Annotated in this window: 11 protein-coding genes and 3 pseudogenes; 4 read left to right on the top strand and 10 right to left on the bottom strand. The window is 67.8% G+C overall.

Annotated features, from left to right (window positions below; all coding sequences use genetic code 11):
• Positions 1–155 precede the first annotated feature (155 nt).
• Complete coding sequence (locus tag ABZ671_RS28335; protein ID WP_357863856.1) at positions 156–293, bottom strand: DUF5996 family protein; 138 nt, start codon at positions 291–293, stop codon at positions 156–158.
• 173 nt (positions 294–466) lie between these two features.
• Here ABZ671_RS28335 and ABZ671_RS28330 point away from each other — a divergent pair.
• The 3 genes and pseudogenes from ABZ671_RS28330 to ABZ671_RS28320 all read left to right on the top strand — a co-directional run.
• Positions 467–1,034: pseudogene (locus tag ABZ671_RS28330) on the top strand (transposase); the annotation flags it as partial.
• Positions 1,035–1,640: 606 nt separating this feature from the next.
• On the top strand, positions 1,641–3,071 hold the full coding sequence (gene ltrA, locus ABZ671_RS28325) for a group II intron reverse transcriptase/maturase (protein ID WP_357863854.1): 1,431 nt from the start codon (positions 1,641–1,643) through the stop codon (positions 3,069–3,071).
• A gap of 133 nt (positions 3,072–3,204) precedes the next feature.
• Positions 3,205–4,095 (top strand): annotated as a pseudogene (locus ABZ671_RS28320) (IS1380 family transposase); the annotation flags it as partial.
• Positions 4,096–4,583: 488 nt separating this feature from the next.
• Here ABZ671_RS28320 and ABZ671_RS28315 read toward each other — a convergent pair.
• The 7 genes and pseudogenes from ABZ671_RS28315 to ABZ671_RS28285 all read right to left on the bottom strand — a co-directional run bounded on the left by ABZ671_RS28315 (position 4,584) and on the right by ABZ671_RS28285 (position 12,040).
• Positions 4,584–5,756: a glutathione-independent formaldehyde dehydrogenase gene (locus ABZ671_RS28315; protein WP_357863852.1), complete on the bottom strand. Its 1,173-nt coding sequence runs from the start codon at positions 5,754–5,756 to the stop codon at positions 4,584–4,586.
• A gap of 115 nt (positions 5,757–5,871) precedes the next feature.
• On the bottom strand, positions 5,872–6,588 hold the full coding sequence (locus ABZ671_RS28310) for a putative quinol monooxygenase (RefSeq protein WP_357863850.1): 717 nt from the start codon (positions 6,586–6,588) through the stop codon (positions 5,872–5,874).
• Between the two features lie 171 nt (positions 6,589–6,759).
• Entirely contained in the window at positions 6,760–7,479 is a 720-nt protein-coding gene (locus ABZ671_RS28305; protein ID WP_357863848.1) for an alpha/beta hydrolase, read from the bottom strand.
• A gap of 373 nt (positions 7,480–7,852) precedes the next feature.
• A complete protein-coding gene (locus tag ABZ671_RS28300; RefSeq protein WP_357863846.1) occupies positions 7,853–8,461 on the bottom strand; it encodes a hypothetical protein in 609 nt (202 codons plus the stop codon).
• Between the two features lie 1,070 nt (positions 8,462–9,531).
• Complete coding sequence (locus tag ABZ671_RS28295; RefSeq protein WP_357863845.1) at positions 9,532–10,377, bottom strand: alpha/beta hydrolase; 846 nt, start codon at positions 10,375–10,377, stop codon at positions 9,532–9,534.
• Positions 10,378–10,484: 107 nt separating this feature from the next.
• Complete coding sequence (locus tag ABZ671_RS28290) at positions 10,485–10,760, bottom strand: alpha/beta fold hydrolase (RefSeq protein WP_357863858.1); 276 nt, start codon at positions 10,758–10,760, stop codon at positions 10,485–10,487.
• An 81-nt stretch (positions 10,761–10,841) separates the two neighbouring features.
• Positions 10,842–12,040 (bottom strand): annotated as a pseudogene (locus tag ABZ671_RS28285) (IS110 family transposase).
• 287 nt (positions 12,041–12,327) lie between these two features.
• Between ABZ671_RS28285 and ABZ671_RS28280 the strand changes: the two are divergent.
• Positions 12,328–12,837, top strand: a complete 510-nt coding sequence (locus ABZ671_RS28280) for a C-terminal helicase domain-containing protein (RefSeq protein WP_357863843.1) — start codon at positions 12,328–12,330, stop codon at positions 12,835–12,837.
• Positions 12,838–13,046: 209 nt separating this feature from the next.
• Here the strand turns inward: ABZ671_RS28280 and ABZ671_RS28275 are convergent, their stop codons facing one another.
• Both ABZ671_RS28275 and ABZ671_RS28270 read right to left on the bottom strand, forming a co-directional pair.
• A complete protein-coding gene (locus tag ABZ671_RS28275) occupies positions 13,047–13,814 on the bottom strand; it encodes a recombinase family protein (protein ID WP_357863841.1) in 768 nt (255 codons plus the stop codon).
• Positions 13,815–14,000: 186 nt separating this feature from the next.
• Entirely contained in the window at positions 14,001–14,219 is a 219-nt protein-coding gene (locus ABZ671_RS28270) for a hypothetical protein (protein WP_357863839.1), read from the bottom strand.
• Positions 14,220–15,223: the final 1,004 nt, after the last annotated feature.

Raw genomic sequence — 15,223 nt, 5'->3', positions numbered from 1 at the left:
AGACGCTTGATCACCGGTTTGGGGTCGGACTCCCGATACAGCCGCACCGCACGCTGGCGCAGCTCATCCGGGTACTTACGAGGGGCAGGCACGAAGACCTCCTGGTCAGGGCCTATCAGACCACGATCGAAAGTCTCCGAGCTACCGGGGGAACCTCACGGCACGTGCCACCAGTGGTTGCGCGGTGGTGCCTGGTCCAGTCGGATCTTGCCGACGATCTGCGTGAACCGGTGGACGGTTTCCTTCGAGTCCGCCCAGGCGGACAGCGGGATCGGCGGGAACAACTCGGTCATCCGGACTCCTCCGACAGCGCGCCGCACATCATTCCGGCCCATGTCGGCATCCTTCCCGATCCGAGGGCCGAACGCGCGCCTTCGTAAAGGCTCGCCGTTAGCCTCGGCCCTTCAGTAAGGGCTGCCCGCATCGTGGATCTTGAAAGAGGAAGTGCCTTCTGATCTGGGATGATCTGACTTGTCGAAGGTCCAGATCGCCCGTCACGGAAGGCACTTGCTGGGTGAAGGCTACCGGAACGCGTCCGAGGGTTGTGGTCAGCGGTGACGGGCGGGGTGTGGTCGGCCATGCCGGTACGCGCCTGCTCGCCGATGTCGCTGATGCCACCGGTCTGACCAGGGGATTTGGCGAGGCTCTGGCGCCGCTGCGGCAGCGGCAGGCCGGGCATGATCCCGGGCGGGTCGCGGTGGATCTGGCGGTGATGTTGGCCGACGGCGGTGAGGCCATCGCCGATCTTGCTGTCTTGCGGGATCAGGCGGCCCTGTTCGGCCCGGTGGCCTCGGATCCGACGGCGTGGCGGGGTGTTGTCCGGCATGGACGCCGACGCGTTGGCGCGGCTGCGGCAGGCCCGAGCCGGTGCGCGAGAGCTGGCATGGGCGCAGACGGTCGAGACCCGCGGACACCTGCCCGCCTCGACCGCGGCGGGGATGCCGGTGCCGGGGATCGTCCTGGACGTGGACGCCTCGATCGTGATCTGCCACTCCGAGAAAGAGAACGCGTCGCGCACATGGAAGAAGACCTTCGTGCGCCACGAGGCGCTGTGGATGCGAGTGGGGGTGAGAGGACTCCACCGCCAGCCTGTCGCAGCAGGTTGGTGAAGCTGGGGGCAGCCGCTGCCGGGGAACGTCGGTGGGGGTGGGAGCAGCCCTGACAACGCCGGGACGGGTTGGTACTGCCAGACGGTCCGGGTCCGGCAAGCGAGGCCGAAAGGTGTAACCGCGTGTGAACCAGTGTCTGAAGCTCCGTAACGCTTGTACCGGCTCGAACCTGGTGGATATGGGCCGGGACGCAGTGCACGACCGCCGGGTAGGTGGGTGGTCGACTCCGAAGCCGACTGAATGTTTCGGTGGGGAGGCCACGTTGAAGGTCTGCGACGTAGGCGTGGCGAAGCTGCCGGAGTACAGCTGGGCACCGACCCGGCCGATCGTGTCCGTGGTGAACGTGGGAACCGTCCAACGCTTGTCCCGCTGGTGGGCAGCCAGCCCGCCGGGTCGGGAGGGGTCCGTTGCCGGCCTGGGCGTGGGACGGGGCGGAGGCCCCGTAGTAGTCCGAGCACGCGAGAGGCGTGCACATGGCGAAGGGGGCCAGCAAGCAGGCAGTACGGATGTTGGAATGCCCGGAGGCCGTTGGTGAACACCGACGATCCGGAGCTGGCCATATTGAGGGCCGAGCAACGGGTACGGGAGATCCAGACCAAGCTGCACCGCTGGGCGACCAGCGATCCTCGTCGAGTGTTCGACGATCTGCACAACCTCGTCTACGACCCCGCGTTCCTGCTGGTGGCGTGGGGCCGGGTGCGGGGGAACAAGGGGTCGCGCACCGCTGGCGTGGACGGTGAAACCGTCCACTACGTCGAAGCGGTGCGCGGCGTGGAGGGCTTCCTGGCAGGCATCGCGGCCGAGGTGAAGGCGCGCAGATTCCAGCCAGTGCCCGTGCGTGAACGGATGATCCCGAAGCCGGGTACGACGAAGCGTCGCCGGCTCGGGATCCCCACCGTTCGTGACCGGGTGGTGCAGGCGGCCCTCAAGCTGGTCCTGGAACCCATTTTCGAAGCGGACTTCCGCCCGTGCTCGTATGGGTTCCGCCCGAACCGCCGGGCGCAGGACGCGATCGCCGAGACGCGCATGTTCACGACCAAGGGCTACGAGTGGATCGTGGAAGGCGACATCAAGGCGTGCTTCGACGAGATCTCCCACCCGGCCCTGATGGACCGGGTGAGAGCACGCATCGCCGACAAGCGCATCCTGGCCCTGGTGAAGGCGTTCCTGAAGTCCGGCCTGCTCACCGAGGCCGGTCAGGTAGTCGAGACAGGAACGGGAACACCCCAGGGCGCCATCCTCTCTCCGCTGCTGGCCAACATCGCCCTGTCGGTCCTCGACGATCACATCGCCGGGAAGCCGGGCGGGCCGTCCAGCAGCGGCTGGGAGCGCAGCAAACGACGGCGGGCCGGACTGGCGAACTTTCGGCTCATCCGGTACGCCGACGACTGGCTGCTCCTGGTCATCGGGACTCGGCAACACGCCGAGGTACTCAAGGAGGAGATCGCCGGGGTCCTGTCCGGGATGGGTCTGCGCCTGTCTCCGGAGAAGACCTCGATCACCCACATCGATGACGGAGTCGACTTTCTCGGCTGGCGTATCCAGCGCCATCGCAAGAAAGGGACGAACAAGCACTACATCTACACCTACCCGGCGCGGAAGGCCGTCAAGGCGATCTGCGTCAAGGTCAAGACGTGGTGCCGGCAGAACCAGAACATGGACCTGTCCACCCTGATCCTCCGGATCAACCGAATGGTCAAGGGTTGGTGCGTCTACTTCCGGCCGGGCGTGTCCTACAAGACCTTCGCCTATCTGAGCAGCTACATCTGGCGCAGGGTGATCCTCTGGATCAGGAACAAACACGCCCGCATCGGCTGGAAGGAACTACGACGGCGTTTCTGCGCCGGCACGTGGTGGCCACGAACAGACGAGATCACGCTGTTCAACCCGGTGAAGGTGCGGACAACCCGCTACCGCTACCGGGGTGCGAAGATCCCCAGCCCGTGGTCGACTACAGGATGACGAGATCGGATCCACTGGCGCGACCCGACTGGGCTTGCGGAGAGCCCGGTGCTCAGGAATGGGCACGCCGGGTTCGGAAGGCGGTCCGGGGAAACCCACAGCGGCAACGCTGCAGGGCGCCCCGGGCCGACCTTACGGCTACCACCCGCTGTTCTGCTTCCTCGATGCCACCCGCGAGGCCCTGTCCGGGCTGCTGCGCGAGGGCCGAGCCGGGTCGAACACCACCGCCGACCACATCACCGTGCTCGACCGCGCACTGGAGCAGATCCCCGACGCCCACCGGCACGGCACGCCGATCCTCCTGCGCTCGGACTCGGCCGGCTGCACACACGGGTTCCTTGCCCACATCCGTGGCCTGCGTGAGCACGGCATCAACATCCGGTTCTCCGTCGGCGTGGCCATCACCGAACCGATCCGCGAAGCGATCCGCGCCGCTACCGACTGGACCGACGCGCTCGACAGCGACGGCGACCTGCGTGACGGAGCCGAGATCTGCGAGATCACCGGCCCGCTGCCCGCCGGCTGGCGGGCCGCCTACCCGCAAGGCACCCGGTTCATCGTCCGCCGTGAGCGCCCGCACCCCGGCGCGCAACTGACCCTGTTCGACACCATCGAAGGCATGCGCCACCAGGTCATGGCCACCGACACCCCGATCGGCGGTGGGTCGGTCCAGTACCTGGAAGCCCGCCACCGCGCTCACGCACGGGTAGAGGATCGCATCCGCACCGGTAAGGACACCGGCTTCGGCCGGTTCCCCTCCCGCGTGTTCGCGATCAACCAGGCATGGCTCGAACTCGCCCTCACCGGCATCGACCTACTCGCCTGGACCCAGCACCTGCTCCTGGACGGCGAACTGGCCGCCGCCGAACCCAAGAAACTGCGCTACCGGCTACTCCACGTCGCAGCCCGCATCACCCGCACCGCCAGACGCACCCGCCTACGCATCGCCGAGGGCTGGCCCTGGGCCACCGACCTAGTCACCGCGTTCACCCGGCTGACCGCGCTACCACAACCAGTCACCTGAACCCCACCCCCGCACCCCGACGAGCCAGCACCTGGAGGACCCCGGCCAACCACGCCGGCCCATCAGCATGCCCACACGTCCCGTCGGCCCACCAGGACAGACCAACTGCCCTGGCCACCGCCATGATCAACAGTTAGCGAAAGACGGAGGTTAGGGACAGGGTCGTGGACGTGAAAGTGTGCGCCAGCCCGGTCGCCGCCGACAGCGCGTCAGCGACGTTATGAAGATCGCTTTGATATAGGTGGCCGTGGAGGAGCCGGGGCTTCGGTATGCCCGGCGTAGGCGCGAGGTATCCCATCGCCGAGGTGCTGTTGCGCGGCGAGGGTGGTCAGCTGCAAACGACCAACATGTGGGTGCGGATCATGATCTCGACTGTCGCGCGTCGATGGCCCCGGCGCGCCCGTGCGGCCGAGCGGCGACGGCAGCGAGCGACCCTGGGTGATCTGACGGCGTGCCAGCAGGGGCAGCGCGGCCGTGCTGAGAGGCGATCACGGGTGCAGAACTGCCTTGATCATCTCCTGCCGTTGGTCGAACCGCCGGTAGAAGTTGGGGGCGTCGTCCAGGCTGCCATGGTGGGTGATGATCGTGCCGGGTCGGGCCCGGCCGGAGGTCACCATGTCGCGCAGCAGCCGGGTGTAGCGGCGGTCGTGGGTACGCCCGAAGCGTACCGCGACGCCCTTGGCGAAGAATGTGCCCCACGGGGCGTTGAGGTGTCCGTCGGTGGTGCCGCCCGCTTGGGGTGTGCGGTCCTTCTCGGGGTAGACGCCGGCGACGGCGATCGCGCCGCCGGGGTTGACCAGGCGGGCGGCGTCGGCGAGTACCTGGTCGGCGCGTTCGCGGTCGGGGTGGGCGCGGTCGTGGGCCTGGAAGCCGACCGCGTCGATGACCTTGTCCACACCCCGCAGCTTCTCCTCGCCCAGCGGCAGGCCGTGGCGGGCCCGGTCTGCGCGGATCTGTTCGACCGGATCCCCTTGGCGGAGGTCGATGGGCGCCGCCCCCAGTTCTTCGGCCTTGTTCAGTCGGGCATCGACCTGGTCGACGCTGTAGACGGCGCGGGCGCCGAGCAGGCCGGCGGAGTACGCGGCGAGCAATCCGATCGTGCCGGCGCCGAACACGGCGACGGTGTCCCCGGCCCGGACGTCGGCGAGGGTGGCCGCCGCGTGCCAGCCGGTGACGAACGCGTCGGCGAGCAACACGAAGTCGTCCTCGTACGCGTCGCCCGGCTCTCCTGGCACGGGCAGGCAGTTCGCGTCGGCCCACGGCACGCGCAGCAGTTCGGCCTGCGCGCCCGGATACGGGCCCATGCCCGCGTAGCCGTACGCCGCCCCAGGCCCCTCGGTTCGTGCCCGCAGGCACAGGGCGGACAAGCCGCGGGCGCACATGGCGCAGACACCGCAGAACAGGTGGGTGGGAACCACCACCCGGGTACCCGGGTGGACCCTCTGCACCGCAGACCCCACCCGCTCGACCACACCCAACGGCTCGTGGCCCAGAACAAGGCCGGGCTGCGCGCCCGTACGCCCGTCGTACATGTGCAGATCCGTGCCGCACAGGGCCGTGGAGGTGACCCGCACGACCGCGTCGGTCTCCTCCTGCACCGTCGGCTCGGGAACATCGCACACGTCGACGCTGCGCACGTCGCGATAGACGACAGCTCTCATCCCTACGCCCTCTTCATCGGTGAACCACAGCCGTCAGGTCGGTGCCGTCCACAGCTGCGACTCGAACTCCTGGCCCCGCTGCAGGGCCCGCCGCGTGGCGGCCGGGCAGAACTGGTCAGGCCGCGATCCGCTCGCGGTGGGGCTCGCTGATCATCGTCATCATGTGCGCGGTCCACGGGGCGACCAGGCGTTTGTCGATCTCGCCTCGGACGATGCGGTAGAAGCTGGAGGTGTTCATGTGTTTGTCGAGGGCCGCCTGGTCGGTCCAGTTCTCGTACAGGAACATGACCGACGGGTCCTCGACCGACTGGTAGAGGTCGTAGCCCAGGCACCCGGGCTCGGCGCGGGTGATCCTGACCATCTCCAAGTGGCAGTTGCCAACCGCGGCCTCCTCGCCAGCCCTGATCGTGAAGAACGGCAAGAGAGTCACCTGAGCCGGCGAGTTCCCGACCGGCCGCGGGCGGTCGGACCGGGCGTCGGGTTCCGACAGCAGCTGCACGCGCCACTGCGCGTACGGGGCGACGACCTCGCCCGCAACGGTGTCCGTGAGGCACTGCCGCACGTGTGCGCTCGCCAGATGCGCCTCCAGCGCCTGCTCGTCCGCCCAGTTGCCGAGCACGTAGAACGCAGCCGTGTTGTTCTTCAACTGGTGCACGTCGTAGCTGAGGTTGCCGCGCTCCTCCCGGGTCGCCTGCACGAGCTGAAGAAGGGCGCCTCGGACGGCGTCCGCGCCTCCGGGACCGGCGATGAACTGAGCCAGGACCGTCGCCTGTCGGGGCGATGTGGGCGGCAGCAGCCGCTCGCTTCGTCCGCGTTCATCTCCTACCATCATCGTCCCCCATCTCCGCCCGAAAGGTGCCCTCAGCGAACCCCGCAGCCACTACGTTCAGCTGCTGACCTGGTTGACGGCGGATAAGTCGCGTACGCCGGGTTCTGCGACCGGGGGCGCGCCCCGGCCCCATGCCGGCCGCGAGTGTGCTCCACCGCTGCCTGCGGCCAGTTGTCATCTGCGTGCTTGGCCTGCCGGCATTGCGGTCCGGGTTTCGGCTGCTGTCTTGATGAGTTGTGCCGCTACGTCGGGGTGGGAAACCATCGGGACGTGGCTGGCAGGGACTTCGCTGGTGGTCGCGCCCATGCGGCTGGCGAACATGCGCTGCGCGTCCGGTGGGATCGCCTGGTCCTGGGTGGCGATCAGGTACCAGGACGGTAGTGATTTCCAAGCCGGGACGCCCATCGTTTCCGAGAAGGTGGAGCTGGCAGTGGGCTGCTGGACGGCGTGCATCACCCTGGCCCGGACCGGGTCGACGTCGGCCGCGAAGTGTTGGACGTAGTCGTCCTGCGGCTGCCACATGAAGCCCTGCTTGTCGGTGAACAAGTGCTCCAGCGCCGGCGGTGTGGGGCCCTGCGACAGCAGAGCGCCGAGTGATTCGCCTTGGTCGAGTCCGAAGGCCGCGATGTACACCAGTCCGACCACGTTCGGCGCGTCGGTGCCGAGGGCGGTCATGATCTGGCCGCCGTAGGAGTGCCCGGCCACAATCGTTGGGCCGTCCTGCAAGGTGAGGACCTGGCGTAGCCGGGCGACATCATCGCCCGTCGAGGTCAGGGGGAACTGCGGGGCCGTGACGTGGTAACCGTCGGCCTGTAGACGCTCGATGACGCCGCTCCAACAGGAGCCGTCGGCCCACGCGCCGTGGACGAGGACGATGTTCGGTCGGCCATTCATGGGGCTTCCTTCCCTACGGGGTGAGGTGTTCACTTCTGCCCATGCTGTCCCGCGGGCGACGGGCCTCCTTTGTGCCGACGCCATGACCAGAGGCAGCCACGTTGCGAGTACCAAAGCGGCCTCGGCGTAAACGCGCTGGGCCCGGCCAGCCGAGAACGGAAGTGCCCTGCCGGGCGCACCTGACCGCTAGACCCTCAAGGCTCGGCAGCGATGCCGGCGGCAATTAGCCCGGTGCCGGTCAACGGAAGACAGCGAGAGAGCACCGAGACGACCAACAAGAGCCGAGACGAGGCTCTGCAAGGCGACATCGGATGACACTGTGATCTCTCGTAACTGCGTTCGCACCGACATGCTCGTTGTCGCCGAGCAACGATCAGCCGCTCAGCCAGATCGAGGCTCGCTTGATGAACGCGAGCTGGGCGGCGAAGGCGACCAGTGCGACCGCCACACCGAGCGCGATCGCAAACGTGGGGGATCCGCCCGCCACTCCGGTCAGCAGGGTCGCGCCCAGACCGATCAGCAGTGCGTTGACGGCGCCCACCATAGCCGCCGTGGTCAGGAGTAGTTGCCAGCGAGAGGCGCCGCCGCCAACCGCCGCCGCGATCGTCCGCGTGTCGCCCCCGCCGGTGATCGCGTCGGCGAAGAAGTCGTGCTCGCCGGCGAACTGGCGGTGATAGTAGGCGCGGATGTGCTGGATGCGCTTGAGATCCAGCGAGTTCTCCACCATGTTCTCCACCAGCCGGCCGAAGGTGAGCAGCCCGGTGATCACCAGGGTCGGCAGCACCGCACCGAGGTACGGCTTGATCAGGTGTCCGCTGCTGGAGACGAAGCCCAGCCCGATCAGCGCGGCAGACAGCAGTGACAGGAACACAGTTGTCCGTCCGACGGACTCGGTGATCGTTGCGCTACGCGACGTCTGGAGCACGAAGTGTTCGGTGGTCAGGGCGTTGAGCAGCCCCTGCTCCCGCGCGTCCTGGTCCATGCCATCGCCCCTCCGGTGCTGGCCGCCCCTCACACAAGGTGAGGACAGGTGCTTCGCCGGGTCACCCCACGCTGACTGAGCCTCTGCTGTTCGGGGCCGGCCATGGTGACGGACGACAAGACCAGCCCCTCGATGGCGGATGGGGCGGCCCGGGACTCGTGAATACGGGGCCGCCCCCTCACATCCTCGAGGACGAGGAGTCGGCCTTGCCGGACATCGCGGAAATTGGAACGCCGGTACATTCCGGCCTCGTGCTGCCGAGCTCGAGCGCCGCGCGGAACCTGATGGAGTCGTTGCCGCTGGCGCGCACCGGACTGAAGGCGCATACGTGGATGAACAGGTCTTTTAACCAGGCTAAAGTTCCGCATTTGTGCCAAGTTTCGGGGATTCGACGACAAACAGCTTCGCGAGAACTGGTGTAACGGCCGCATAGGCGAGGAATGCGAAGCCCAGGCCGTGCGAAGCGCGCGGTAGAGGGATCGGCGAGGGCTGCTGGTCGGTGCGAATCACTCAGGTAGGGATCCCCTCAGCGCCAACCAGGACCTGACCCAGGCCAATAGCAAAGGCCCAGCGGGCCGAGCCGGACCAGCCGCCGGAAACAACACCAGGCGGAGGTTACTCACATGTCCACCCGCCCGGCCGGCACCGATATCAGCTCGGCGCACGTGGACAGCTCATATTTCCACCTGCCAAACAAACTGGTCAGGGCGGCAAACGGTATCGACTACGCGTACCGCGACACCGGCCCGAAGGCCGGCGACACTGTCCCGCGCGTGCCGACGGTGCCGGGCGTCGGTCGTGGTTCAACGCACCTGAGCTGCGCGGGGTTCAACGCCACTTCGGCCACGGCATCGCCCGCGCCTTTGCTGGCCATACCGACTCCACCGGACCGGCCACCACGACATACATCACGGCCGACATCGAGGCAGTGGCGACCGCCCTGATGGCGATGACCGGCCAAACTCATCCGCTCGCCAGCGGGCATCAGGCAGACCAGCCCTGGCCTGCGGTACGCAGGCCGGGGCTGGCTATGTCCCGGCGGGATGGCTGCCGGGCTCGGTGCCTTTGAGTCAGCTCGTCGCCTTGGCGGCCTGGTGGATGAGGTCCGCGACGACCTGCGGGTGGCTGAGCATCGCGCAGTGGGACGAGTTCGGCACCTCGACGACCTTGCGGGCGTTGGCGCGGCTGTACATCCAACGCTCGGCCGCGGGCGGAATGGCCTTGTCCTGACCGGCGACCAGCCCCCACACCGGGATCGTGTGCCACGCGGCGGCCGTCGTCGGGTAGATGAAGGAGTCCGCGTCGAACGGTCGCTGGGTGGCCTGCAGGAGCTGGAAGGCGTGCTTGGAAATGTCCGCGGCGAACGCGGCCTGGCCGTTCGGGCTCAGGTACAGGTCGGTTCCGGTGGTGCCGTCGGCCTTCGTGTACGAGACCGGCACGCTGACGGGCAGAACCTCGCTGCCGGGGAACTTGTTGATCAGGTCAGCCTGCGTCTCGCCGACGTCGGGCACGAACCCGGCGATGTAGACCAGCGCCTTGACGTTGCTCTTACCGGCCGCGGCGTTGGTGATGACGGTGCCACCCATGGAGTGGCCGACCAGCACGACCGGCCCGGGGATGGAGTCCAGCAGACTCGCGATGTACGGGGCGTCGGTCGGGATACCTCGCAGCGGGTTCGCCCCGCAGATCGTGGTGTAGCCCTCGCTTTGAAGGTAGGCCAGGGTCTGGTTCCAGCACGACGAATCGGCATACCCGCCGTGCACCAACACGATCGTCGGCTTGACTTTCGGGTTGGACCGGCCAGCCGTGGCCGCGGCCGCGGTGTCCGTACCGAACGGACCGGCCATCACCGCTGCGGCTCCGGCCACCGCCACGCCGGTCGCCAACAGGTTGCGGCGTGAAACATGCGCATCCAACGTGATCTCCTCATTCCTGCGAGCCGTGCTTGGTTGTTGGAACGGCAACAGCGGATGAATGCACCCGCTACATCAACGTCTGTCGGGCAAACTGGGTGTGAGAGGGGTCAGCGGTCCGTGTTCGCGGCCAGGCGGATGAGGTCAGCGACCGCGCCCGGCTGGGAGACGTAGACGGCGTGGCTGCCGATCGCCTCGGTGGTGACCGCGCCGACGCGGGCGGCCATCGACCGCTGGGCCGGCGGCGGGATCATGTGGTCGTCGGTGGCGACAAGGTAGAACGCGGGCTTGGACCGCCACGCCGACTCGGTCACGACGCCGCCGAGGGCGGCGACGTTCCACGGGACCTGCGAGTCGGCGAGGAAGGCGGCGTCGGCGGCGGGCAGGTCGGCGGCGAACGAGCCGGCGAACCTCGAGCGGTCGAGGAACAGCCAGCCGTCGCGGGGGGGGTGTCCCTATGGGTTTTGTCAAGCAGTGGCGGGCCTTGGTTGGTAGGGGATCTTGTCGCGGAGCATGGCGTGTAGGACGTCGACGCGGCGTCGGGCGCGAGGCAGATGAGGGCGGCGTTGTGTTTCTTGCCCTCGGCGCGTTTGCGGTAGTAGTAGGCCCTGGACGTGGGGTCGGTCAGGGCCGCGAACGCGGCGAGGAAGAACGCGCGTTTCAGCTGTTTGTTGCCGCCCTTGGGTGGGTGTTCGCCGCGGATCGAGCTGCCGGAGCGTCGGGTGACGGGGGCGAGGCCGGCGTAGGCGGCCAGGTGCCCGGGGGTGGCGAAGGCGGAGCCGTCGCCGACTTCGAGGAGGATCCGGGCTCCGGTCCTGACGCCGATGCCGGGCATCGAGGTCAGGACCTCGGCGAGAGGGTGCGTATCGAGCATCCTCTCCACCTCGCCGGCGATTTGGTCGCGTTGCCGCAGGACGTCGCGGAGGCTGTCGGCGAGGCGGGGCAGGATCGTCTCGGCGGCCTGGCTGCCGGGGACGGTGACGGTCTGCTCGTCCAGGGCGGTGAAGATGGCTTCGACCAGTGTCGTGCCCATGCGGGGTGCGTTCTTGACCGCGATCTGGGTGAGGTTGCGTCGGCCGGCCTTGCGCAGCCCGACCGGCCCGCCGCAGCGGGAGAGCAGTTCCAGGACCGCCTTGTGCTGGATTTTGGGGCCGAGGACGCGTTCCAGGGGGGGGGGGGGGGGGATCTGGGTGAGCAGGCCGCGAATGCGATTGGAGACCCGGGTGGCTTCGCCGGCGAGGTCGTCGTCGTAGCCGACCAGCATCTCCAACTCGGCCAGGGTGTCGTCGCCGGTGTCGACCCGCCGCAGGGTGTGCGGCAAGGTGCGGGCCGCGTCCGCGATCACGTAGGCGTCGCGGGCGTCGGTCTTCGCGCTGCCGGGATGCAGATCAGCGATCCGCCGCATCGCCAGGCCGGGCAGGTAGGCCACCTGATGCCCACACGCGCGGGCGACCGCCACCGGCAGGGCGCCGATCGACGCCGGCTGGTCCACCACCACCAGAACCCGACCGTGACGGCCGAGTTTGTCGAACACAGCCCGCAACCGGGCCTCGGTGTTGGGCAACGGCGCATCATGCAGCCGCTTGCCGTCCACGGCCAACCCGACCGCGTGATGATCACCCTTACCGACGTCCAAGCCCAGGAAGACCTGGTAGTCGCCGTGCACCCGCACCGCCTCCGGTCGCTGTCGCGTACCTCGGTCGCTGGTCTGGGCGTCGGACTGCCGGCATCCACGTTACGAAGAGACCTACCCCGAGCACCGGGGTGGCCGGGTCCCTATCAGCGGTCCGCCGACGCCACCCGACCCGGCGACAACACCCCCCGGATCATGCGTGCGACAGGGGAAGTAAGTCATACCGGGCCGGGCGACCGAGGAGTCCCCGGCTGGGGACGATCATTAGGTAACGGGCAGGATCGGCGGCTGCGGGCCGTCGGTCGGGAACCCGCCGCGCCGTGCCGTCAACCAAACTGGACGTGCTGGCCGAACAGGTCAACGACCTCGTCGCCGAAGGCCACCGCACTCTGGTGTTCAGCCAGTTCACCCGGTTCCTGGACGCCGCCCGGGAGCGACTGGAAGCAGCGGGCATCCGGTGCTGTTACCTCGACGGGGCCACCCGCAACCGGACGGCGGTGCTCGCCGAGTTCAAGAACGGCACGGCACCGGTGTTCCTGATCAGCCTCAAGGCTGGTGGTTTCGGGCTGAACCTGACCGAGGCCGACTACTGCATCCTGCTCGACCCCTGGTGGAACCCCGCCATAAAGGCGCAGGCCGTGGACCGCGTGCACCGCATCGGGCAGACCCGCAACGTGATGGTGTACCGGCTGGTCGCCAAGGACACGATCGAGGAGAAAGTGATGGCGCTCAAGGCCCGCAAGGCCGAACTGTTCGGCAGCGTCCTCGACGGCGGTGACTTCGCGTCCGCGCAACTGACCGCCGCCGACATCCGAGACCTGCTCCAATAGCGCATCCGCGGCGGGCCTTACGCCGGTCGCGACGGCCGACCGGGGTGAGGGCCGCAGCGACCAGCGATAATGACCACCCAAGGTGAGCGGCTGCTTCTCCCACAGTGCCCGCTGACTGCTATAGGATTACGGCATGAGCACCCATGCTAAGCATGGGTGCCGCGAACATGTGTACGAGTCCCCCTCGGACACGTTAACCCCCACGGGTGTCAGCGATGGCGTTCGGTGGGGGTTTCTGCTGGTCGGCGCTGGTGTGGTATCGCTCGTGGCCGATGGGCTGGCGTGGGGGTTGGGATCAGATGGATGCCCAGCGCGCCGCCGATGGCGCAGCTGACCAGGGCATCGTGTTCAAGTAGGGCGTCGACCACCGCGTGGGGGTCGGTGTGCGGCATGCCGAGGTGTTCGGCGAGCTGCCGGATGGCCTTGGCTTCGTGGATGTAGACGTTGCGTAGCCGGGTTGTACCGGCCGGGATCGCGCTGCGGAAACCGTGGCGGCCTCGGTAGCCGGCGTGGCCGTTGACCCAGTGTGAGTCGAGGATCCGGCCGCATTCCTGGCATCGGATGAGCCCGTTGAGCAGATACCGGTTCGTGTTGCCGTCTGACGGCGGGGGTACGGCGCTGGTCTGCTGGGCGGAGATGAAGTCCTGCTCGCTGACCAGTGGTTCATGCGCGATGTCGCGGGAGATCGCCCATTGCTGCAGGGCGCTCCACCGCCGGACTTCCGATTGGCCGAGAAGATCGTCGGCGTTGTCGAGTGGGTCGCGGTCGGTGTGCTGACGGTTCCAGACTTGTCGGCCGGTGTAGCGCGGGTTGGCCAGGATCGCCGCCACCGTACGCAGCGTCCAGGCCGTGCCGCTGCGATGTGGGTTGCGGGCCCGGTCGTAGCCGGATGGGCAGGGCACCCGCCGCTCGTTGAGCTCGCGAGCGATTCCCGCGACGCTCTGCCCGGCTAACCGTTCGGCGAAGATCCACTTCACCCAGGGTGCGGTGGTGGGGTCAGGCTCCAGACGCTGCTTCCTGCGGCCCCAGCGGGCGTGCGCCCTGTTCGGATGCGGGCCCGCGTCGGCTAGGCGGTAGCCGTAGGGCGGTCGGCCGCCCAGGTGGCGGCCTTGCTCGATGACCTGGGCATAGCCGCGATCGTCCGGAACCGCGAGCGCTGGATCTCACGCTTCGAAATGCACGCCGAGCAACGCCAGCAGTGACAGGTGGAGTTCGTTCGTGGCGTCGACTGGGCCGTTGAGTTCGGGCAGCCACAATTCGACACCGTAGATCTTGAGCAGCGGGGCGAGCTGACAGAACTGGTCGCCATAGAAGGCGCGCTCGAACTCGCCGACCACGATCGCGTCGAATCCGCGATCCGGATCGGCCAGGGCGGCGAGCAACCGTGCGGCCTGTGAGCGTTGCGGCCACGGCAGCCGCCGTCGTCGAAGAACTCAGCCACGATTACGCCCCGGCCATCGACCAGGTCCTCGGCGAAGTCGCGCTGCCACCGCGTCGACGACAACCGATCCTGGAACTCCTTGGTCGACATCCGGCCGTAGAACGCGAACCGGATGCCCAACGGCCTCGGTGTTGTCGGGCGCCGTGTCCGCAGACGGCCACGCCGGTTCGGCTGCCGTATCCACCAGCCGAGCAGATCGGGGCTGTCGAGTTCCGCCGCGTACTGCAACAGGACCTCCTTGCAATCATGGATCTCGATATGAGTCGTTAACGATGGAGCTATCCGCAGGATTCGGCTACTCGCAAGATCTGTGGGCTCGACAGCGCAGAGCGGGACCCGGCGGCGAGAGGCCCCTAGAAGAGGGTTGTCCGGTTTGCCTGGTGCGAATCGTCCGTCTCGGTCTGCTGTCAGCCGAAGCGTGGTGCACCGCCGGGGACGAGGCTGGAGTCGGACCGCGTCATCCCGGTCGGCGCGTGATTCAACCGCAGCAGCATCCACGGCGATCATCGATCCATTGGGTCGCACCCGCTGTTCCTTGACAGTGGAGCGGCGTGCCTTTCTGATGAGGCGGTCCTCAGTTCGGCCGCGAACATGATCTTCACTTATCCTGCCACTCTTGGCTGATTTTCGATTTTTCACAGCGTCTGGTCAGGTTTCGCCCAGCTTGCCCTGGGGCCTTGTCGGCGGGCCGGGATGAGCGCAGCGCATCGAGCGTCCGCGCCTGTTCGGCGTCGGGAAGGATGCTGGAGGGCTGCGCCCACGGCACCTTCGCCGTTGGTATCGCAAGGCCCGCTGGTAGCGGATGGCTCGGGATTCTCCCAACGGGCCGCATTACGTTCGGTGCTGTACCTGTGACTGAGCGAATTGTCAAGATCTTGATTAATAGATCAGTGGCAATCTATGTTCGGCTCGCCTCGACTGTGGGGCGACAACGGGGAGGGCGCC

Origin of the sequence: Micromonospora sp. NPDC006766 (assembly GCF_040636055.1) — a bacterium.
Classification (GTDB): domain Bacteria; phylum Actinomycetota; class Actinomycetes; order Mycobacteriales; family Micromonosporaceae; genus Micromonospora.
Note: the sequence above shows the minus strand (reverse complement) of the source record. Positions and strands in the feature narration are given on the sequence as shown.

Coding starts and splice junctions, on each gene's coding strand:
- ABZ671_RS28300 (WP_357863846.1), bottom strand. CDS start 8,461: ATGGACCAGGACGCGCGGGAGCAGGGGCTGCTCAACGCCCTGACCACC.
- ABZ671_RS28315 (WP_357863852.1), bottom strand. CDS start 5,756: ATGAGAGCTGTCGTCTATCGCGACGTGCGCAGCGTCGACGTGTGCGAT.
- ABZ671_RS28335 (WP_357863856.1), bottom strand. CDS start 293: ATGACCGAGTTGTTCCCGCCGATCCCGCTGTCCGCCTGGGCGGACTCG.
- ABZ671_RS28305 (WP_357863848.1), bottom strand. CDS start 7,479: ATGAATGGCCGACCGAACATCGTCCTCGTCCACGGCGCGTGGGCCGAC.
- ABZ671_RS28310 (WP_357863850.1), bottom strand. CDS start 6,588: ATGATGGTAGGAGATGAACGCGGACGAAGCGAGCGGCTGCTGCCGCCC.